General features: G+C 71.7%; 20 protein-coding genes. 14 read left to right on the forward strand and 6 right to left on the reverse strand.

What is annotated here, in order from left to right; all coding sequences use genetic code 11:
* Positions 1-445: 445 nt before the first annotated feature.
* On the reverse strand, positions 446-1,255 hold the full coding sequence (locus EIZ44_RS18370; RefSeq protein WP_439098607.1) for an IclR family transcriptional regulator domain-containing protein: 810 nt from the start codon (positions 1,253-1,255) through the stop codon (positions 446-448).
* Between the two features lie 128 nt (positions 1,256-1,383).
* Here EIZ44_RS18370 and EIZ44_RS18375 point away from each other — a divergent pair, with 128 nt between their 5' ends.
* From EIZ44_RS18375 to EIZ44_RS18385, 3 genes are all read left to right on the forward strand, one after another.
* Positions 1,384-1,947 carry a flavin reductase family protein gene (locus tag EIZ44_RS18375; protein WP_134729987.1) on the forward strand — a complete coding sequence of 188 codons (564 nt, stop codon included), beginning with the start codon at positions 1,384-1,386 and terminating at the stop codon, positions 1,945-1,947.
* Between the two features lie 23 nt (positions 1,948-1,970).
* Complete coding sequence (locus EIZ44_RS18380; protein ID WP_134729989.1) at positions 1,971-3,545, forward strand: 4-hydroxyphenylacetate 3-hydroxylase family protein; 1,575 nt, start codon at positions 1,971-1,973, stop codon at positions 3,543-3,545.
* 74 nt (positions 3,546-3,619) lie between these two features.
* A complete protein-coding gene (locus tag EIZ44_RS18385; RefSeq protein ID WP_167754189.1) occupies positions 3,620-4,357 on the forward strand; it encodes an adenylyltransferase/cytidyltransferase family protein in 738 nt (245 codons plus the stop codon).
* A gap of 8 nt (positions 4,358-4,365) precedes the next feature.
* Here EIZ44_RS18385 and EIZ44_RS18390 read toward each other — a convergent pair whose 3' ends face one another.
* On the reverse strand, positions 4,366-5,307 hold the full coding sequence (locus tag EIZ44_RS18390; RefSeq protein WP_134729993.1) for an amidohydrolase family protein: 942 nt from the start codon (positions 5,305-5,307) through the stop codon (positions 4,366-4,368).
* 74 nt (positions 5,308-5,381) lie between these two features.
* Here EIZ44_RS18390 and EIZ44_RS18395 point away from each other — a divergent pair, with 74 nt between their 5' ends.
* Entirely contained in the window at positions 5,382-6,146 is a 765-nt protein-coding gene (locus EIZ44_RS18395) for a helix-turn-helix domain-containing protein (RefSeq protein WP_134729995.1), read from the forward strand.
* 12 nt (positions 6,147-6,158) lie between these two features.
* Here the strand turns inward: EIZ44_RS18395 and EIZ44_RS18400 are convergent, their stop codons facing one another.
* Together EIZ44_RS18400 and EIZ44_RS18405 are read right to left on the reverse strand one after the other, a co-directional pair.
* Positions 6,159-7,010 carry a DUF72 domain-containing protein gene (locus EIZ44_RS18400; RefSeq protein WP_500676315.1) on the reverse strand — a complete coding sequence of 284 codons (852 nt, stop codon included), beginning with the start codon at positions 7,008-7,010 and terminating at the stop codon, positions 6,159-6,161.
* 49 nt (positions 7,011-7,059) lie between these two features.
* On the reverse strand, positions 7,060-7,389 hold the full coding sequence (locus tag EIZ44_RS18405) for a hypothetical protein (RefSeq protein WP_051171685.1): 330 nt from the start codon (positions 7,387-7,389) through the stop codon (positions 7,060-7,062).
* A 267-nt stretch (positions 7,390-7,656) separates the two neighbouring features.
* Between EIZ44_RS18405 and EIZ44_RS18410 the strand changes: the two genes are divergently transcribed.
* The 8 genes from EIZ44_RS18410 to EIZ44_RS18445 are packed head-to-tail and all read left to right on the forward strand — an operon-like array spanning position 7,657 to position 16,037.
* Positions 7,657-8,883 (forward strand): cytochrome P450, encoded by a 1,227-nt coding sequence (locus tag EIZ44_RS18410; protein ID WP_134729997.1) that lies wholly within the window; start codon positions 7,657-7,659, stop codon positions 8,881-8,883.
* Positions 8,883-9,725 (forward strand): polysaccharide deacetylase family protein, encoded by an 843-nt coding sequence (locus EIZ44_RS18415; protein WP_134729999.1) that lies wholly within the window; start codon positions 8,883-8,885, stop codon positions 9,723-9,725. The genes EIZ44_RS18410 and EIZ44_RS18415 overlap by 1 nt, the downstream gene beginning before the upstream one ends.
* On the forward strand, positions 9,722-10,897 hold the full coding sequence (locus EIZ44_RS18420) for an RsbRD N-terminal domain-containing protein (RefSeq protein WP_134730001.1): 1,176 nt from the start codon (positions 9,722-9,724) through the stop codon (positions 10,895-10,897). The genes EIZ44_RS18415 and EIZ44_RS18420 overlap by 4 nt, the downstream gene beginning before the upstream one ends.
* Positions 10,894-11,787, forward strand: coding sequence for a fumarylacetoacetate hydrolase family protein (locus EIZ44_RS18425; RefSeq protein ID WP_205673217.1), 894 nt, complete (start codon positions 10,894-10,896; stop codon positions 11,785-11,787). Before EIZ44_RS18420 ends, EIZ44_RS18425 begins: the two co-directional genes overlap by 4 nt.
* A gap of 1 nt (position 11,788) precedes the next feature.
* On the forward strand, positions 11,789-12,100 hold the full coding sequence (locus tag EIZ44_RS18430; protein WP_037820669.1) for a 2Fe-2S iron-sulfur cluster-binding protein: 312 nt from the start codon (positions 11,789-11,791) through the stop codon (positions 12,098-12,100).
* Positions 12,097-13,329, forward strand: a complete 1,233-nt coding sequence (locus EIZ44_RS18435; RefSeq protein ID WP_134730005.1) for an NAD(P)/FAD-dependent oxidoreductase — start codon at positions 12,097-12,099, stop codon at positions 13,327-13,329. The genes EIZ44_RS18430 and EIZ44_RS18435 overlap by 4 nt, the downstream gene beginning before the upstream one ends.
* A gap of 52 nt (positions 13,330-13,381) precedes the next feature.
* Complete coding sequence (locus EIZ44_RS18440; RefSeq protein WP_134730007.1) at positions 13,382-14,452, forward strand: NAD-dependent epimerase/dehydratase family protein; 1,071 nt, start codon at positions 13,382-13,384, stop codon at positions 14,450-14,452.
* Between the two features lie 4 nt (positions 14,453-14,456).
* A complete protein-coding gene (locus EIZ44_RS18445) occupies positions 14,457-16,037 on the forward strand; it encodes a phytoene desaturase family protein (protein WP_134730009.1) in 1,581 nt (526 codons plus the stop codon).
* On the opposite strand, the gene EIZ44_RS18450 is transcribed toward EIZ44_RS18445, so the two are convergent.
* The gene (locus EIZ44_RS18450) at positions 16,028-16,489 is read right to left on the reverse strand and encodes an SRPBCC family protein (RefSeq protein ID WP_037820677.1); all 462 of its coding nucleotides are present in this window, start codon (positions 16,487-16,489) and stop codon (positions 16,028-16,030) included. The two genes, EIZ44_RS18445 and EIZ44_RS18450, sit on opposite strands and share 10 nt — an antisense overlap.
* 212 nt (positions 16,490-16,701) lie before the next feature.
* Here EIZ44_RS18450 and EIZ44_RS18455 point away from each other — a divergent pair, with 212 nt between their 5' ends.
* Both EIZ44_RS18455 and EIZ44_RS18460 read left to right on the forward strand, forming a co-directional pair.
* Positions 16,702-17,679, forward strand: coding sequence for a nitroreductase family protein (locus tag EIZ44_RS18455; protein WP_134730011.1), 978 nt, complete (start codon positions 16,702-16,704; stop codon positions 17,677-17,679).
* Between the two features lie 105 nt (positions 17,680-17,784).
* On the forward strand, positions 17,785-18,837 hold the full coding sequence (locus EIZ44_RS18460) for a LacI family DNA-binding transcriptional regulator (RefSeq protein ID WP_134730013.1): 1,053 nt from the start codon (positions 17,785-17,787) through the stop codon (positions 18,835-18,837).
* A gap of 217 nt (positions 18,838-19,054) precedes the next feature.
* On the opposite strand, the gene EIZ44_RS18465 is transcribed toward EIZ44_RS18460, so the two are convergent.
* A complete protein-coding gene (locus tag EIZ44_RS18465; protein ID WP_134730015.1) occupies positions 19,055-19,522 on the reverse strand; it encodes a hypothetical protein in 468 nt (155 codons plus the stop codon).
* Positions 19,523-19,570: the final 48 nt, after the last annotated feature.

The following is a 19,570-nucleotide window of genomic DNA, read 5'->3' on the forward strand; positions in this document are numbered from 1 at the left end:
GCGGAGAACGGAATTCGGATGACGCGGTGGGAAGAGAAACAGAAATATCGCGGAGGACACTCGATCGTGGCACCGATCAAGGACGGTGAGTATGCGCCAAGGGTGCTCGCTCGATGCCGAGTTCAGCGTCCCGCGCAAGGGCGAAGAGCACGCGCCCAGCCTGCCCGCCCAGACCGAGTTCGGCGTCCCGCTCAAGGGCGGCGAGTATGCGCTCAGTCTGCTTGTTCGAGGCCGAGTTCGGCACCCCGCCCAGGGGCGAACAGCACGCGCAGCCTGCCCGCTGAGGCAGAGTTCGGCGTCCCGCGCAAGGGCGGCGCGCATGCACTCAGTCTGGGCAGAGTTCCCCCGCGAAACGACTCGTTGCCTTAGAGCAACAGAGACATCCTCGCGCAGCGCATGACGCTGTCGTGCAAGTCGCCGCGACGAGAACGACCCGGCAGCGACCTCAGTAGAAGCCGTCCCGCCTCACCGGCACCGGTCGCGGGTCGTACCCAAGGTCCGTGCTGATCGCCGCCGCCGTTTCGAGCAGCACTGGGACGGTTTCCTTGCGCAGCCGTTCCGGCGCGAGCCGTCCGGTGGCCGTCGACGAGGCCAGTGCCGCGACGACCGCCCCGCTCCGGTCGCGCACCGGGGCCGACGCGGACAGCAGGCCTTCCTCCAGTTCGCCGTCCACAATGGACACACCGTCCTCGCGCACCGCGGAGAGCGCGAGCCGCAGTTCCGCCGGATCGGTGACCGTGCGCCCGGTGTACGAGCGGAGCGGAACATCCTCCAGGTAGCGGGTGATCCGCTCCGGGCCCGACCACGCCAGCAGCACCCGGCCCATCGAGGTCGCGTGCGCGGGCAGCCGGGTGCCGACCGCGACGTTGATGCTCATGATCCGCCGCACCGGCACGCGGGCGACGTAGACCGCGTCGTTGCCGTCGAGTTCGGCCAGCGACGCGGACTCCCCCGTCGCCTCCGCCAGCCGCAGCAGGTGCGGCTGCGCCAGGTCGATCATCGCGCGGGTCGCCGTGTAGTGCTGGCCGATGGTCAGCACGCGCGGGGTCAGCGACCAGCGCGGTCCGTCGCTGGTCACGTAGCCCATCCGCTGCAGGGTCAGCAGCAGGCGGCGCACCGCGGGGCGCGACAGGTTCGTCGCGGTCGCCAGTTCGGCGAGCGTGGGGTTGGTGCGCTCCTCGTCGAAGGCGAGGAGCACGGCGAACCCGCGCTCCAGGCTCTGCACGAAGTCGCGCTCGTTTCCGGCTGCCGTCACGCTCCGCAGTATTTCACCCGCTCCGGTACTGGCCTTGACCTCCGTCGCCTCCTGATGCATCCTTCCAACCACTGCACGCATAGCGTTCACATCGTACGCATAGCGTACATCGCACGAGGAGGTGCGAGATGACGGTTCCGTCCCGCGAACTGCGCGACGCGTTCGGCCGGTTCGCCACCGGCGTCACCGTGGTGACCTGCCGCAGCGACCAGGGCACCCCGCACGGGGCCACGGTCAACGCGTTCACCGCGGTCTCGCTCGAACCCGCGTTGTGCCAGGTCACGCTGACCCGGCAGTCCAAGGCCTGCAGTTACCTCGACGGCGCCGCCTTCGCCGTCAACGTGCTCGGCGCCGACCAGGCAGACACCGCCTGGCACTTCGCCGGACGTCCGGCCGATCCCGGACCTGAATGGGCCGAAGGGCCGGTCGCGCCGGTCCTGGTCGGCTCCGCCGCGGTGTATTCGTGCCGCCCGTGGCGGACCTACGACGGCGGCGACCACCTGATCGTGGTCGGCGAGGTCGTCGACGTCGCTGTCGAAAACCGGCAGCCGCTGCTCTTCTACGCCGGCGCGTTCCGCGAACTCGGCCCCCGCGAGACCGGCACCCACTGGGGCGGCTCGCTCGACTGCCCCGAGGCGGGCTGGTTCGGCGCCTCGACCACGTTCACCCCGCTGCGGCCGTACGCCGCCTGACCGCCACCCGAAAGGACATCGCCATGACCATCCAGCAGGACCGCTCAGAGACCTCCGAGACCGCCGCCCCCACCGCTTCCGCGCCGATGACCGGCGACGAATACATCCAGTCCGTCCAGGACGGACGCGAAGTGTGGATCTACGGCGAGCGCGTCAAGGACGTCACCACGCACCCCGCCTTCCGCAACCCGGTCCGGATGACCGCCCGGCTGTACGACGCGCTGCACTCGCCCGACACCCGCGACGCGCTGACCGTGCCGACCGACACCGGCAACGGCGGGGTCACGCACCCGTTCTTCCGCAGCCCGCACACCGTGGACGACCTGCTCGCCGACCGCCGCGCGATCGAGACCTGGTCGCGGATGACGTACGGCTGGATGGGCCGCAGCCCGGACTACAAGGCCAGCTTCCTCGGCACGCTCGGCGCGAACTCCGACTTCTACGCGCCGTTCGAGGAGAACGCGAAGCGCTGGTACAAGGAATCGCAGGAGAAGGTCCTGTACTGGAACCACGCGATCATCAACCCGCCGGTCGACCGGAACCTGCCGCCGGACGAGGTCGGCGACGTGTTCATGAAGGTGGAGAAGGAGACCGACGCGGGCCTGATCGTGTCCGGGGCGAAGGTCGTGGCGACCGGTTCGGCCATCACGAACTACAACTTCATCGCCCACTACGGGCTGCCGATCAAGAAGAAGGAGTTCGCGCTCATCTGCACGGTGCCGATGGACGCGCCGGGCGTGAAGCTGATCTGCCGCACGTCCTACACGCAGCAGGCCGCGGTGATGGGCAGCCCGTTCGACTACCCGCTGTCCTCCCGGATGGACGAGAACGACACCATTTTCGTGTTCGACAAGGTCCTCGTGCCGTGGGAGAACGTGTTCCTCTACGGCGACATCGAGAAGATCAACGGGTTCTTCCCGGTCTCCGGCTTCATCCCGCGGTTCACCTTCCACGGCTGCATCCGGCTCGCGACGAAGATCGACTTCATCGCCGGGCTGCTGCTCAAGGCGCTGGAGATCACCGGCAGCAAGGACTTCCGCGGCGTGCAGACCCGGGTCGGGGAGGTCGTCGGATGGCGCAACACGTTCTTCGCGCTCGCCGACGCGATGGCGCGCAACCCGGACGAGTGGACCAACGGGGCGCTGCTGCCCAAGCTCGACTACGGCCTGACCTACCGGATGCTGATGATCCAGGCCTACCCGCGGATCAAGGAGATCATCGAATCCGACGTGGCCAGCGGCCTGATCTACCTCAACTCGCACTCGATCGACTTCAAGACCCCCGAGGTGCGGCCGTACCTGGACAAGTACGTGCGCGGCTCCAACGGCTACGAGGCGGTCGACCGGGTCAAGGTGATGAAGGCGCTGTGGGACGCGGTCGGGTCGGAGTTCGGCGGACGGCACGAGCTCTACGAGCGCAACTACTCCGGCAACCACGAGAACGTCAAGGCGGAGCTGCTGTTCGCCGCCGAGGCCCAGGGCACGACCGAGTCGATGAAGGGCCTGGCCGAGCAGTGCCTCGCCGAATACGACCTCGACGGCTGGACCGTGCCGGACCTCATCGGCAACGACGACGTCTCGTTCCTGAAGCGGCGCTGACCGGTCCGCCGCGGCGCCCCCGCATCCCCGGGGGCGCCGCGGTTCCGGTCCCGGCACGAGCGCGGGAGGTTCGCGTGAGCACGGTTTTCTGGCACGGCATCGCCGAGGTGCCGGACGGATGGGGTCCGTCCGTCGTCGCGCTCGGCGTCTTCGACGGACTGCACCGCGGCCACCAGCGGGTTCTGGACCACGCGGCGCGCCTCGGCCGGGAGCGCGGCGCGCCGGTGGTCCTCACGACCTTCGACCCGCATCCGGCGACCATCGCCGGACGGCCGCGCGACACGACTCCGGTGGCGACGGTGGAACATCGCGCCGAACTGGCCCGCCGGCACGGTGCCGACCAGGTGCTCGTCCTCCCGTTCACCGAATGCCTCGCGCGCACGCCGGCCGAGGAATTCGTCGACGGCGTCCTGATGCGCACCCTCAACGCCACCGCCGTGGTCACCGGCAGCAACTTCCGGTTCGGCCACCGAGGCGCCGGGGACACCGCCCTGCTGCGGAAGCTCGGACCCGCCCACGGCTTCACCGCGCATGCCGTCGACCTGCTTCCCGGCTGTTCCTCGACTCTGGTCCGCACCTTGGTCACCGCGGGCGATCTCGTTGGCGCCGCAGCGATCCTCGGCCGCCCGCACCGCGTGCACGGGACTGTCGCGGGCGAAATCGTCACGCCGTGCACCACGCTGTTGCCGCCGCCGGGGAAATACCGGGCCCGCACCCCGTACGGCGACCGGACCGTCGCGGTGGACGCCGGGGTGCTGCTCGCGGACTTGCCGGACGGGCCGACCGCGGTGGATCTCGTCGACGCGGGCTGACCGGGGTTTCAGCCCAGCCGAGGGAACAGCGCGCGGGCGTTCCCGGAGTCGATCGCCCGGCTTTGTTCGGCGGTCAACCCGCTTTCGGTGTCCAGGATCTCGGTGAACCGGGTGCTCACTTCCATTGTCGCGTAAGGGAAGTCGCTGCCGTACAGAATCCGCGCGGGATCGGCGAACCGGGCGAGCGCGCCGAGAGCGTATTCGCCCGACGACAGCGCCGTGTCCCAGTAGAAGCTGCGGAAGCGGGCCAGCCAGTCGTCGGCGGTGGGTCCGGCGGGCTCCAGCGCGGCTTGGATCTGGCAGAACCGCAACGCCGCGAAGGGGACGAAACCGCCCGCGTGCGAAAGGATGATCCGCACGTTCGGGAAGCGCTCGGTGATGCCGTTGAACACCATGTGCACCGCGTTGCGCGTGGTGTCGAACGGATAGTCCACCATCGGTCCCGGGATCCCGGGCAGCAACGGCACGAGCGGATGCGCGGGATGGATGAAGACCACCGCTCGGTGGCGGTCGAGCGCTTCCCAGAGCGGCGCGTACCGGCCGTCGCCCAGATAGACGCCGTCGTAGTTGGAGAGCAGGACCACGCCGTCCGCCCGGAGCGCGCCGAACGCGTGGTCGACCTCCGCTACCGCGCCTTCGACGTCGGGCAACGGAACCGTGGCGAACAACCCGAACCGGTCCGGGCGTTCCCGCACCAGTTCGGCGGTGTATTCGTTGACGCGGCGGGCCGTCTCGCGACGCGCCGGGCCGGTCCAGCCGGTCACGCTCGGGGCGGTGAGCGACAGTACGCTCGCGGCGATGCTGTTGGCGTCCATGAACTTCAAGTGGTCATCGGGCGTCCACGGGGGCAGCGTCCAGCCCGACGGGTCGCCGCCGTGCTGTGCGAGGGCCTCGCCCCAGAACGGAGGGACCAGGTGGGTGTGGACGTCGATGCGTTCGCGGTCGATCATGCCTCCACCGTGCGCCCTCGCCGTCCGGCGCGGGAGGGGAAGAAACCGATCCCCCTCCCCCGGAGCCCGCGCTGATGGCGCGCGACCCTCGGCTCGTCCAGCTCGGCGCGTTCCTGCACGCCCGCCGCGACGAAGCCCCGCCGCCCGTCTCCGCCGAAACGGGCCGTCGTCAAGTCCCCGGTCTCCGGCGCGGTGAGGTCGCCGCGCTGGCGTTCGTCAGCGACGAGTACTACACGCGGATCGAGCAGGGCCGGGTCATGCCGAGCGCCGACGTGGTCCGCCGCATCGCCGCCGCGCTCGGGCTCGACGACGACCAGACGCAGTACGCGCTGGATCTCGTCACCGTCCCCGACGTCCCTCCGCCGAACCCCGAGCCGAGCGATCCGTTGCGCCGCCTTGTCGACCGGATGGGCGAGATTCCCGCGGTGCTCGTCGGACCGGCGACGGCGATCCTGGCCTGGAACGCCGCCGCCGCTCGGCTGATGACCGATTTCGGCGCGGTCCCGCCGGAACGCCGCCGGTACGTGCAGATGCTGTTCACCGATCCGGTGCTCCAGAGCCGGTTCGCGGACCTGGAAGCGATGCGGCGCACGACGATCGGCATCGTGCGCGCGAGCAGCCCGGCGGGCCCGCCGACCGGGGACTGGATCGACGAACTGCTCCGGACCGACGCCGAGTTCGCGGCGCTCTGGGAACGCAACGACGTCGTCCGGCCGCACACCCACCTGCGGGTGCGCCTCCGGCTGCCGGGCGGGGTCGAGGAGACGGTGGACCAGATTGTCTTGCAGGTGGTCGACGATCCGCATCAGCGGCTGATCGCGTTCGTCCCGGCTGGATAGCCGGCCCGGTGCTCAGAACAGCGTCGCGGGTTCCACCGGCTCCGGCTCGGGCAGCGCCTCCAGGCCGGGCACCAGCGCGCGCACGTCGTCGTGGAACCGGCGGGCGAGCGCCGGTGCTTCGTCGTTGTCGGGAGTGTGCAGGAAAACCGTCGGCGAGCGGCCTTCCCGCAGCCAGCCGGCGACCACCTCGGCCCACGGCTGCCAGCCCGCCACCGTCTCCTCCACCGAGTCCCGGCCCAGATAACGGACGACCGGCCGGTCGGTCAGCGCTCGCGTCCGGCGCGGCAGCCGCGGTTTCTTCGCCCAGGCGTCCTGCTCGGCCTCGCTGGTCGGCGGGCGCTGGAAAAAGACCGTGGTGTCGAACGGCACCCACTCCGCGTCCGCGGTCGCGAGCGTCCCTTCCAGCAGCGACGCCGCGCTCGCGTCGCTGAAGAACTCGGGATGCCGCACCTCCACCGCGCGCCGCAGGTTGGCGGGGAGACGGCGCAGGAAGCGGCCGAGGACGTCGACGTCCGAAGGGCCGAACGAACCGGGCACCTGGGTCCACAGCACGGCCCGCTCGCCGAGGGGTTCGAGCGCGTCCAGGAACGCCCGCATCTCGGTCTCGACCCCGGCGAACCGCCGCTCGTGCGTCACGGTCTTGGGCACCTTGACCACGAACCGGAAGTCGGGACCGGTCTGCTGCGCCCACGTCTCGACGGTGCTCCGGGCCGGGGTCGCGTAGAAGGTGGTGTTGCCCTCGACCGCGTTGCACCAGCCCGCGTAGGCCCGCAGGCGCTCCTTCGCGGGCAGCGACGGCGGCAGGAACCGCCCTGGCCACGCCTTGTGCGTCCACATCGCGCAGCCGACATGAAGCCGTGCCACTTCTCGTCCGCTCCCCTCGCTCGCAAGGGAAATTACTACCCGGGCGCGGTCATCCGTGGGTCCGGGGCCGGTAGTCGCCGTACTGGTGACGGCGTGCGGGTCCGCGGCGGCGGAGCAGGTGCGCGGGCACGTAGTGGCTGACCGGCCGCGACCACTGCTCGTCGCCGGTGACGAGCTGGTAGGTCACCCAGCCGAGCAGCCCGCCGTCCTCGCGGCGCGCCCATTCGAACAGCAGCCCGGGGTGCTCGGTCTCGATCCGCAGCCCGGCGCGGTCGCGCGGCGCGAGGATCTCGGTGCCGAGCACGAGCAGCTTGCGCACGCCCACCCACACCGGAATCGGCGGATCCACTTTCCGCACCGTCGACGGCCACTCGCTCACCTCAGGCTCACCTGCTCGCTTCCCCGCTCCCGGACCGCCCGCGGTTCCCGGCGGCCCGCACGGGAGTCGAACATGTGTTCGCATCGGGTGTCAAATGGGACTGGACCGCGGGTGACCGGCGTCTCGGGGCCGCTCCCGGCTTCGGGACAAGGCACAAACGGACGCGGCGATTTTCGTGTTTTCGCCGATGACGCGCGTCGGGGCCGCTGCTTAGCATCGTCGGGGCAGACGCCCGGGTGCCCGAGCGAGATCGAAGGGGATTTCGTGATGACCAACGCCGCAGAAGTCGTTCGCCTTGATCCGTCGGACCCGGCGTTCGGCGCCGACCGGCACGCCGCCTACCGCCGTCTCCGCGAGGCCGCCCCGGTCGCGCGGACCGTGGTCAACGGGCAGGATTCCTGGCTGCTCACCGGGTACGCCGAGGTCGAGAAGGTCCTCAAGTCCCCGGCGAACACGGTGCAGCCGCACCCCGGCGAGTTCCCGGCGCACATCGGCTCCGGCCCGGCGGCGGAGTTCTACCGGTTCTCCCTGCCGAACGTGGACGCGCCCGCGCACACCCGGCTGCGCAAGCTCGCGTCGCCCGCGTTCCAGCCGCGGTCGGTCAAGCGGATGCGGGCGTGGGTGGAGGAGATCGTCACCGCGGGGCTGGACGAACTGGCCGGGCGCGACGGCGTGGTCGACTTCGTGCGCGAGTACGCGATGAAGATCCCGGCCCTGATCGCGTGCCGGCTGCTGCACGCGCCGATGGCCGACGCCGCGACGGTCCTGGAACGCATGCCCGGCCTCAACGCCGTCCTCAGCCAGGGCGACATCACGCCGGAACAGCTCGCGGAAGCCGACGCGACGGCGCAGTTCTATTTCGACTACATCGGCGACATCGTCGACACGCTGCGCGGAAAGCTCGACGAGGACGACCCGGTCGGCGCGCTGCTGCTCGCGGAAGCGGACGGCGAGCGGCTGTCGCGGACGGAGCTGGTGGTGACCCTGGTGGGGTTCTTCGTGGCCAGCTACCACACGACGATGGTCGCGATGACGAACGCGGTTTACGCGCTGACCTCGAACAAAGACCAGTTCCGCGCGCTGGTCGGCGACCCGTCGGCGGCGAGGGCGGCGTGGGAGGAGAACCTGCGGTTCGAGGCCCCGGTGCATTTCGTGTGGCGCTACGCGGGAGCCGGCCTGGAACTGGGCGGAATCCCGATCCCCGAGGGCGACCATCTGCTGCTCGGGCTGGCCGCCGCGAACCGCGACCCGGCCCGGTTCGAGCGGCCCGACGCGTTCGACCCGCGCCGCCCCGACAACCGGCATCTCGCGTTCACCGCGGGCGGGCACTTCTGCCTCGGCGCGCCGTTGTCCCGGCTGGAGGGCGAGATCCTGCTGCGCGAACTGCCGCGACGGCTGCCCGATCTGGAACTGTGCGACGCCGAACCGCCCCGCACGACCGATCTGACTTTTGCCATGATTTCCCGGCTCGACGTCGCGCCCCGGGGCCGGTGATGGGCGGCCGGTGGGGGCCCGGCGGCGCGCAGTGCGCGGTCGCGGTCACGTTCGACCACCTCGGCGAAGTAGCCGAGATCCAGCTCGGTTCGGCCCAGCCGACAGGCGATCACCACAGCGTGACGCGAGAGCTTCCGGCCTTGCTGACGATGCTGGCCGCGCACCAGTACTCCGCGACGTTCTTCGTGGAGGCGTGGAATTTCCGGCAGTATCCGGACGCGGTGCGCGCGATCGCGGAGGCGGGCCACGAGGTCGGCTGGCACGGCTGGCTGCACGAGCCGTGGCACCGGTCGTCGGCGGAGGAGATCGACGAGTCCCTCCGGCTGAGCCTGGACGCCTTCGCCGAGCTAGGCATCCGCCCGCGCGGCGCCCGGCCTCCTGCGGGACTGCTCGGTTCGCACTCGATCGACCTCCTGGCCGAGCACGGCTTCGACTACGTTTCGCTCGCCGGAACGGCCTTCGGGACCGCGGTCGGCGACGTGGCAAGGCTTCCGCTTCTGCCGTATCCCTGGCACGGCGTCGACGGCGCCTACTACATCCCCGGTTTCACCCGGCTCCGCCAGCCGCCCGGCGACGAGCCCGTCGGCCCAGGCGGACTTCTCGACGGCTACGCGGCGATCGTGGACGACACGGCGGCTGCCGGCGGCTGCACCGGGCTGATCTTCCACGTGCCGTGGCAGGACAGTCCCGACCGGGTCGCGGCGATCGGGACACTGGTGGACCGGCTCGCCGCGGACGATCGCGTCTGGCTCGCCCGGGCCGACGAAATCGCGGACTGGGTCCGGCGTCATCCGGCGGACTTCCCCGCCGCCGCCCACGTCGACCGGGCGCCGGCGTGGTGAGCGAGGCGTCCCGGCCGCGGTTGTCGGCAGTTCCCGGACCGGTGGACCGCGACCGGTTCTGGGCGTCGGTCGAGGACACCCTGGACGAACTGGCGCGAGGGCTGGTCGCGCGGATCCGGGCCGAACTGCCGTCGTACGCGCGGCTTCCGGAGGACGAGCACTTCCGGAACGTCCGGGCGCTCTACGGGACGATGACGCGCAGCCTCGCCGCCGGGTCGCCGCCGGATCCCGAAGTGCTGCAATCGATCCGCGCTTCCGCCCGGCGGCGCGCGTACTACGACATGCCGGTGTACGACGTGCTGGCCGCTTTTCATTACGCACACCGGGATTTGTGGGAGGCGCTGCGGCGATCGGAGCTGGCCTCGGAGGCGCTGCTGGTCGAACTGGTCGGCCCGATGGCGCACTGGTCGCAGGCGATGAGCCAGGCGGTCGTGGACGCTTACGTGGCTCAGCAGGGCGGCCGCGAGCAGCACGAACGCGAGACGCGGGCGCGCTTTTTCGATCTCCTGCACGCCGACGGGCCCGGCGAGGGCATCGCCGACGTGATGCGCGAACTCGCCTTCGACCCGGACGGGGAGTTCACCGTCCTCGTCGCGGGCAGCCGCTGGTGGCCGCGCGAATCCGTCGACGCGCTGCAGCGCGCGGGACGGCGGATCACCGGGGTGCTGCACGTCGACGCGCGGGCGGGGCTGATGACGGTCGTGTCCCAGGGCGCGGCGATCGACGACGTCGTGGCGCTCGCCGCCGAGGTGGGCGGCGAGAACCGGCCGCTCGGCATCGGGCTCGCCCGCACGGGCCCGGCCGGGATCCGGCTCGGCCTCGGCGACGCCGCGCGGGCCCTGCGGCTCGCCGAGGCCGACGGCCGCGCGGCGGTCCGGTTCGAGACCGAATGGTTCCGCGCCACGATCCCCGATCTCGCCCCGCTCATCGGCCCCCTCCTCGAACCGGCGGCCCGGATCGCGCGCGAGCAGCCCGATCTCGCCGACGCCGTCGTCGCCTACGCCGAGTCCGGATTCACCTTGCGCGGCACCGGATCCGCGCTCGCGCTGCACCCGAACTCCGTCTCCTACCGCCTCTCCCGATGGCACCAGCTGACCGGGCTCGACGTGCGGTCGTTCACCGATTTGGCGCTGTCGTTCGCGGCCGTCACCGAAGCCAGGAGGAACCCGTGAAGCTCGTCAGTTTCGGACCGCCCGGAGCGGAGGAACCGGGGGTGCTGGTCCGGCCGGACGCGATCCTTCCGTTGCGCGGAGCCGCGTTCGCCGGGGGATGGAGCGCACTGCTGGCGCGCTGGCCGGTCGCCGAACCGCTGGTGCGGGCCGCGGTCGCCGGGCACGCCGGCACCGATCTGGTGCCGCTGGCCGGCACGCGGCTCGGCCCGCCGGTGCCCCGTCCCGGCACAGTCATCGCGATCGGCTTCAACTACCCGGCCCACGGCGGCGAGGTGCTCGGCGCGCGGCCCCCGGGCGAGCCGGTCGTGTTCCTCAAGCCCGCCAGCAGCGTGTGCGGCCCGGCCGACCCCATCGTCTGCCCGCCGGAGACCCGCCAGCTCGACTACGAGGTCGAACTGGCGGTGGTCATCGGCCTTGGCGGGCAACGGATCCCGCGCGCCGAAGCGCTGAAGCACGTGGCCGGGTACATGGTCGCCAACGACGTCACGGCGCGGGACGTCGCCTTCGGCGCGGGCGCGGACCATCCGCTGCTGTTCCAGATCGCGCGGGCGAAGGGGTCCCCTTCGTTCTGCCCGACCGGGCCGTGGCTGGCGACCCCGGACGAGTTCGACCCCGCCGGGGCCGGGCTGCGGCTGTGGGTCAACGGCGAGCTCCGCCAGCAGGACTCCACCGCGGGCATGGCGGTCGGGGTCGCCGGGCTGATCGAGTCGGTCAGCAGGTCGATGGCGCTGCGCCCGGGGGACGTCCTGCTGACCGGCACGCCGCCGGGCTGCGGCTTCCAGCTGGACCCGCCCCGTTTCCTCGCCGGCGGAGACGTCGTCGAGGCCGAGATCGACGGGCTCGGCCGCATGCGCTCCCCCGTCGTCGAGCACTCGCTGGAGAGGATCTGAAGTGCCGAAGGTGATCTTCCGGGCTCCGGACGGCGACTGGGCCGTCGACGTGCCGCCGGGCACTCCCCTGATGCAGGCCGCCCTCGACGGGGACGTCGAGGGAATCGTCGGCGAATGCGGCGGCAACGCCATGTGCGCGACCTGCCACGTCTACGTCCCCGAGGACGCCGCGGACGACTTCCCGCCGATGAGCGAGGCCGAGGACGAGATGCTGAACTGCACGGCGTCCGAGCGCCGCCCGTCCAGCCGGCTGAGCTGCCAGCTGCCCGCGCCGGAGCACGACGTGCTCGTCGACCTGCCCGAAGAACAGTGACCGGCACGCCAGGCACCGCTCCGGTCGTGATCGTGGGCGGCGGGCACGCCGGTTTCCACGTCGCGTTGTTCCTGCGCGAGGAGGGCTCCGACGTCCCGATCGTCCTCGTCGACCGGCTGGACGGCCCGCCGGTGCAGCGGCCGCCGCTGTCCAAGGCGATGCTGCTGAACGACACCGAACCGCGGCTGGAGTTCCGCAAACCGGAGTTCTACGCGGCGCGGGGCATCACGCTCCTGCGCGACACGGTCACCGGGATCGACCGGGACCGGCGCGTCGTGCGGCTCGGGTCGGGCGGGTCGCTCGGCTACCGCGAGCTGGTTCTGGCGACCGGCTGCCGCGCGCGCGAAACGACCGTGCCGGGAGCCGCGCTCGCGGGAATCCGCGTGCTGCGAGTCCCGGACGACGCCCGGGCGGTCCGGGACGCGCTGGCCGAGGCGCGCGATGTCGTCGTGGTCGGCGGTGGGTTCATCGGGCTCGAAGCGGCCGCGGCCGCACGCCGCCGGGGCTGCGCGGTCACTGTCGTGGAGAGCCTGCCCCGGGTCATGCAGCGGGTCGTGTCGAACGGGATTTCCGGGCATTTCCGGGCGCTGCACGAGGCACAGGGCGTGCGCGTCCTGACCGGCACGACGGTCCGGGCCTTCGACGGCGACGCCCGGGTCCGGCAGGTGGAGCTCGCCGACGGCACGCGGATCCCGGCCGACCTCGTGGTGCTCGGGATCGGCGTGGAGCCCGAAGCCGGACTCGCCCGCGAATGCGGACTGGCGGTCGGCGACGGGGTGGAGGTCGACGGCGCGCTGCGCACGTCGGATCCGCTGATCTCCGCGGTCGGCGACTGCGCCTCGTTCCCGGCAGGCGACGGACGCCGCCGACGGCTCGAATCGGTCCAGAACGCCGCCGATCAGGCCCGGGTCCTCGCCGCCCGCCTCGCCGGGCGGACAGTGCCGTTCGACGCGGTGCCGTGGTTCTGGACCGAGCAGTTCTCGGCCAAGCTGCAGATCGCCGGGCTGCTGCCGGACCGCGAGACCGAGACGGTGCGCCTCGCCGGGGACGACGCGTTCTCCGTCCTGCATTTCCACCGCGGCCGGCTCGTCGCGGTCGAGTCGGTGAACCGGCCGGTCGACCACGTCGCCGCGCGCCGCCTCCTCGCCGGCGAGGCGCGCCTCAGCCCGGACGACGCGCGCGACCCGCAGTTCCGCCTCTCCGACGCAGTAGCCGCCCGAACCGGTTGAGACGCTCGGCACCTGGACGTTTCCGCCAGTGCGGAGCGGGTAAACGGCCCGCATGCGGATCGTGATCACAGGCGCCAGCGGGAACGTCGGCACCGCGTTGTTGCGTGCCCTCGGACCCGGCCACGACGTCGCCGGTGCCGCCCGCCGGGTGCCGGATCGCGCCGCTGAACCGTACTCGCGCGCGGAATGGCATTCGGTGGACATCGGCGCGCCGGATGCCGACGAACTGCTGACGGAAATCTTCACCGGCGCGGACGCAGTCGTGCACCTGGCCTGGGCCATCTCCCCCGCCTGGAGCGACCCGCCGATGGCGCGCACCAACGAAGGCGGGACCGCGAACGTCCTGAAAGCGGTCAGCAAGGCAGGCGTCGGACAGGTGGTGTGCGCGTCGTCAGCAGCCGCCTACGCACCGGAGCCGAACGACGAGAAAGTCACCGAGGACTGGCCCTGTCGCGGGATCGCGGCCAGCGCGTACAGCCGGGGCAAAGCGGATCTGGAAGACGCGCTGGACCTGTTCACGTCCACGCACCCGGACGTCGCGGTCGCGTGGATGCGCCCGTGCGCGATCCTGCAGCGGCGAGCGGCGGGGGAATTCACCCGGTGGCTGCTCCCGCCCGCACTGCCGCCTCGCCTGATCGGCGGCCGGTTCTCGCCGGTGCCGCTGTGGCAGGGTCTGCGGCTCCAGGCCGTGCATACCGACGACGTCGCCGAAGCGTTCCGGCTGGCTCTCGAGCAGCGCGCGGTCGGCCCGTTCAACCTCGCCGCCGAGGACGTGCTCGACGCTTCCGCGTTCGCGCACGCGGTCGGTGGCACCCGGATCGCGGTGCCGAAGCCGGTCGCGCGGACGGTCGCGCGAGCGGCGTGGCTGGCCGGGCTCCAGCCGTTGCACCCTGGCTGGCTTGAGCTCGCTGATCAGGCCGCGCTGGTCGACGCCTCGCGGGCGCGGCTCGTGCTCGGCTGGACGCCGCGGTACAGCTCGGCCGAAACCGTCCAGGACCTGGTCGCCGGGATGCGCCGGAAGGACGGCGCGCCGTCGGCCCCGCTCGCCTCGTCGCGTCCCGGGCTCCTCGACCGCGCAAGGGCGTTGGGCAGGGGCCGTCCGACCCGCCAGTCGCAGGCCTGAGCCCGTGCACACCGCCGACGCGATCGTCATCGGGGCCGGGCACAACGGCCTCGTCGCGGCGAACCTGCTCGCCGACAAGGGCTGGGATGTCGTGGTCCTGGAAGAACAGCCCGTTCCGGGCGGGGCTTTGCGCACCGAGGAGATCACCGCCCCCGGCTTCCGCTCGGACCTGTGCGCCGCGTTCTTCCCGCTCGGCGCGGCGTCCCCGGTGCTCCGCAGCCTCGACCTGACGGAGCACGGCCTGCGCTGGCTCCACGCGCCGGACGCGCTCGCGCACGTTTTCCCGGACGACCGCTGCGCCGTCCTCTCCCGCGACCTCGACCGCACCGCGGAATCGATCGCGCAGTTCGCTCCCGGAGACGCCCGATCGTGGCGGGAGCTTTTCTCGCAATGGCACGGATTCCGCGACGAATTCCTGGACGCGCTGTTCACGCCGTTCCCGCCGGTGCGGGCCAGTGCCCGGTTCCTGCGCCGCACCGGAACCGCCGAGGTGCTGCGGCTCGCGCGGATGCTCGCGCTGCCCGCCCGCCGATTCGCCCGCGAACGGTTCGAGGGCGAAGGCGCCCGGCTGCTGCTCTCCGGAAATGCCGCGCACAGCGACCTTTCCGTCGACAACGCCGGGAGCGCGGTTTTCGGCTGGTTGCTGGGGATGCTGGCCCAGGACGTCGGATTCCCAGTCCCGGAGGGCGGGGCGAGCGAACTGGTGGCCGCGTTGGTGCGCAGGCTCCGCGCCAAGGGCGGGTCTGTCCATTGTGGAACGCCGGTGACCGAGGTGCTGGTGGCGCGCGGCAAGGCGGTCGGGGTGCGCTGCGCGGACGGCGAGCCGATCCGGGCTCGCAAGGCGGTGCTGGCGGACGTCACCGCGGAGACGTTGTACGGCAAGCTCGTCGCACCGCGATGGCTGCCTTCGCGGTTGCTGGCGGATCTCCGGGTGTTCGAATGGGACAGTGCGACGGTGAAGCTCGATTGGGCGTTGTCCGAGCCGATCCCGTGGACCGCGAAGGACGCCCGCGGCGCCGGAACCGTCCATTTAGGATGCGATGAGGACGGATTGTCCGCTTTCGGCGCGGAATTGGCCCGGGACCGGGTGCCGGAGCAGCCGTTCCTGTTGCTGGGCCAGATGACGACCGCGGATTCGACGCGGTCGCCCGCCGGTACCGAATCCGTGTGGGCATACACGCACGTCCCGCGTGGCGTCGACCGCGACACAGTGCGGCGACAGGCCGAGCGCATCGAGGCGACGGTGGAGCGCAACGCCCCGGGGTTCCGGGATTTGATCCTCGCCCGCCGGGTGCAGGGCCCGGCGGACCTGGCTGGCCATGACGCGAACCTCGTCGGCGGCGCGATCAACGGCGGCACGACGGCGATCCACCAGCAGCTGTTCTTCCGTCCGGTGCCGGGACTCGGCCGGGCCGACACGCCGGTGGACCGGCTGTACCTCGCCGGTGCCGCAGCGCACCCCGGCGGCGCGGTCCACGGCGGGCCGGGCGCGAACGCCGCCCGCGCCGCGCTGGCCCGCGAGCACCTGCTCGGCCCGGGGTACGCCGCGGTGATCCGCGCGGCGAACCGGGCCGTCTACGGCTGACTCTCTCCGGTCCCCCGCCACCGCCCGAGCGCCAACGCCGCCAACCGCGCCAGCGACTCGCGGTTCCGCGGCCCCAGCACCAGTGCCAGCACGCTTTCCGGGACCAAACCGCCCGCCCCGCTCGTCACCCGCTCGGCCATCCGCACGATCGTCTGGCCCTCGCCGTCCGGAGCCAGCGACAGCTCGATCCGCGCCGTGCCGAGCGCGCCGCCCCGGGCCTCCAGTTCCAGCGAAACGCCGGGTTCGACCGCCAGCACCACCGTGGTGTCCTCCAGTTGGACCGGCCATCCGCCGACGCTGTGGTGAATCCGCGCGCCCGGCTGGGGCCAGCTCGCGTCGACGTCGCGGATGTGGCAGCTGCCCACCACCCAGCCGGAATAGGACCAGCCGTCCGCCAGCACCTCGAACACCGCTTCCGGCGGCGCGGGCACCGTCCGGCTCACTTCGACCATGCGTCTCCTCCTCGTTTCCCGCCGGATTCCCCCGGAGGAGACGGGCAAACTCCGGGCCGGGCCGCCGCCCGGACGCTAAGACGGCGAGCTTCGCGAACGCAGGTCGCTCCGAATTGATGAACCCCGGCCCCTATCGCGGGCCGCCGAGGGAGCGCACCATAGACCCTGGCACCGACCGGATGCACTCCCCCCAACCCGAGCGGGAAGCAACAATGCCGAATCCACGGCCGAATTCACTGGCGAATTCGCGGGTTCCCGGACCCGCGGCCGTCGAGGCGGCGGTGGCCGCCGCTCTCCTCGCGCCGGGCGCCTCCGACGCCCCGTTCTGGCACTGGCGCACCGGGTACCGCACCCTCCACCTGTATGCGGACCCGGCCCGCTGGCGAGCCGCCAACGACTCCGCCGGGCGTTGGCAGACGCTCACCAGCGGCGCGGCCCTCCACCACCTCCGGGTCGCCTTCGCCGGTCTCGGCTGGGCCTGCACGGTGGACCGGCTGCCGTGCCCGCTGGAACCGGGCCACCTGGCCGTCGTGACGCCGCATCCCGGCGAACCGGCTCCCGGGGAAGCCGCTCTGGCGACGTCGATCCCCCGCCGCCGGGAGGACTTGCGCCCGTGCGGCGGACGACCCGTGCCGTCGGATTGCCTTGACCGGCTTTCGCAAGCCGCCGCCCGCGAAGGCGCGGTCTTGCACCCAGTGGAAGACCGCGCAGTCCGCCGATACCTCATGACCGCGCTCGGCGAAGGCGCGCGGGTTCCTGCTCAGCTGCCTCGGGAAGAGGCGTATGCGCGAAGCGCATCCCTGGCCGCTCCGCAAGGCGTCCTCGTCCGCGCAGCTGCCGGATACCGGCTCCCCCGAAGCGAAGCCGAACCGCGAAGCGACGACGCGACGCTGGTGGTGCTCAGCACGCCCGGCGACGATCACCTCGCCTGGCTGCGCGCGGGAGAGGCGCTGAGTTCGGTGCTGCTGACCGCCACCGTCCACGGACTCTCGTCCGGCCGGTTGAGCCGGGCCAGCCGCCGGATGCGCGAGACGCTCGCGGAACGCGTCACGCTCGGGCACGCGCCCCAGGCGGTGCTGTGGGTAGGGCGGCCGCCGGCCGGCGTGAAACGGCTCCAGCGGACGCGGTCGCACGCCAGCGTCGACGACGTGCTCGAACCGCTCCAGGCACCGGCGCGGTACGGCGGCTGACCTGCTTCGCCCGCGGTCGGCGGAAAGTTCGGTCACCGCCGCGCCGTCCACTTCCCACTGTGCCGGATGGACGCGGCTCTCGCGCCGGTGCTTTAGAGTGGCACCGTGGCAGCGGAAACCGGCGAATTCCCCCGCGCCGAGCGTCCCGGGCGCCGGCCGGTTCTCTCCGATGTCGCGCGGCTGGCCGGGACTTCTACGGCGGTGGTCAGCTACGTCCTCAACGACGGGCCCCGTCCGGTGGCGGAAAAGACGCGGCGCAAGGTCGAGGACGCCATCCGGATGCTCGGCTACCGGCGCAACCCGCTCGCCGGCGCGTTGAGCGGCGGACGGTCCAATCTGGTCGGTTTGCTGGTGCCGGACACCGCGAACGCTTTCTTCGGTGAGATGTCGCGCTGCCTCGAGGCCGAGGGCCGCCGCCGGGGACTGCTCACCCTGCTCGGCAACACCGATTACCGGCCGGGCCTCGCCGACGAGTACGGCGAAGCGTTCTCCGAACTGCGTCCGCGCGGGATTTTCGTGACCACCGGCGAAAAGCCGCGGCTGTCGACCGAAACTCCGTGCGTGTACCTGCAATGGGCGGCACCGGACGACTCGCCCAGCGTGGCGTTCAACGACTTCGACGGCGCGCGGCTCGTCACCGAACACCTGCTTGGCCACGGATACGAAGACATTCTGTGCGTGGCAGGCGAATTCGCAGTAGGACCGGCGGAAGGCCGCGAGGGCGGCTGGCGGCGCGCGATGGCGGATGCCGGGCTGCCCACCGAAGGCAGGCTGGTCCGGACGTCGTTCGACAAGGTCGAAGCGGGCCGCGCGGTACGCGAGGTGCTGACGAGCGGCCGCCGGATCCGCGCGGTCTACGCGACCACCGACGAGCAGGCGCTGGTGACCATCCGCATCGCGCACAGCCTGGGTTTGCGCGTGCCGGAAGACCTCGCGGTCGTGGGCTTCGACGGGACCCGCGAGGCCCGCCTCGGCGACGTCCCGCTCACGACGGTCCGCGTCCCGCTGGAGGAATTCGCGGTCCGGGCTTTCGACGCGCTCGACGGGCGTGGTGATTCGTCCGTGCTGGACGGAACGCTCAGCATCGGCGTGACCTGCGGCTGCGAACCCGGTGCCGCCGAGGAAACCGCACACGCCAAAGCCACCGCAACCGGATAACCGCCCCGCCGCACGCCACCGCGGCAGGGCGGTCCGCTACCGCACGACGACACGGCCGTCGGCTCCGACAGCCGAAACGACTCGTCCGCATTGGACGAAACCTCGCCCCCGGCGTGACCTGCGGCTGCGAACCCGGTGCCGCCGAGGAAACCGCGCACGCCAAAGCCACCGCAACCGGATAACCGCCCCGCCGCGGCCATCACGGCGGGGCGGTCCGCTACACCGCCAGGGTGTTGTGCTCGTCCGACGCGTACTCCGCGTTCAGTGACAGCGCGCTGAACCGGAACGGCCGGTCCACCCGGGTGAAGCCGAGCGGGCAATGCCGCATGCCCGCGGGCAGGTAAACCGAACCGCTGGTCGTGATCACGTGGCGGAAGCCCTCGATGTCGAGGTAGATCTCCGCGCCGAGGTCGTCCGGGTCCGCCGGGTTGTTCCCGTGCCAGATCAGGACCTCGTCGTAGTCGTGCTGGTGCTCCTTGACCCACTGCACGGGGGTGTCGCATTCGCTGATCCACGTGTAGGTGAGGTGGATCTTGCTCTCCGGGACCTCCTTCGCGCGCATGAGGGCGAGCGATTCGCCGACGTTGGGCGGTTCGACGACGCCCGCCGCGGCTCCCTCGTTGACGAGATCGTCGAGACAGTTGGGCATTTTCCTCACGAACAGACGCTCGTACGGGCTGGTCATGGGGCTGCTTCCTCCTCTGCTCCGCCGGACGTCGCGGTCCGGCGAAGC

The sequence above is a fragment of the Amycolatopsis nivea genome (assembly GCF_004522235.1).
In the GTDB taxonomy this organism is placed as follows: Bacteria; Actinomycetota; Actinomycetes; order Mycobacteriales; family Pseudonocardiaceae; genus Amycolatopsis; species Amycolatopsis nivea.

Excerpts from the sequence above, each read along its gene's own strand:
- EIZ44_RS18375 (WP_134729987.1), top strand. The coding sequence starts at position 1,384 with ATGACGGTTCCGTCCCGCGAACTGCGCGACGCGTTCGGCCGGTTCGCC.
- EIZ44_RS18380 (WP_134729989.1), top strand. The coding sequence starts at position 1,971 with ATGACCATCCAGCAGGACCGCTCAGAGACCTCCGAGACCGCCGCCCCC.
- EIZ44_RS18390 (WP_134729993.1), bottom strand. The coding sequence starts at position 5,307 with ATGATCGACCGCGAACGCATCGACGTCCACACCCACCTGGTCCCTCCG.
- EIZ44_RS18395 (WP_134729995.1), top strand. The coding sequence starts at position 5,382 with ATGGCGCGCGACCCTCGGCTCGTCCAGCTCGGCGCGTTCCTGCACGCC.
- EIZ44_RS18410 (WP_134729997.1), top strand. The coding sequence starts at position 7,657 with ATGACCAACGCCGCAGAAGTCGTTCGCCTTGATCCGTCGGACCCGGCG.
- EIZ44_RS18415 (WP_134729999.1), top strand. The coding sequence starts at position 8,883 with ATGGGCGGCCGGTGGGGGCCCGGCGGCGCGCAGTGCGCGGTCGCGGTC.
- EIZ44_RS18440 (WP_134730007.1), top strand. The coding sequence starts at position 13,382 with ATGCGGATCGTGATCACAGGCGCCAGCGGGAACGTCGGCACCGCGTTG.
- EIZ44_RS18450 (WP_037820677.1), bottom strand. The coding sequence starts at position 16,489 with ATGGTCGAAGTGAGCCGGACGGTGCCCGCGCCGCCGGAAGCGGTGTTC.
- EIZ44_RS18455 (WP_134730011.1), top strand. The coding sequence starts at position 16,702 with ATGCCGAATCCACGGCCGAATTCACTGGCGAATTCGCGGGTTCCCGGA.
- EIZ44_RS18465 (WP_134730015.1), bottom strand. The coding sequence starts at position 19,522 with ATGACCAGCCCGTACGAGCGTCTGTTCGTGAGGAAAATGCCCAACTGT.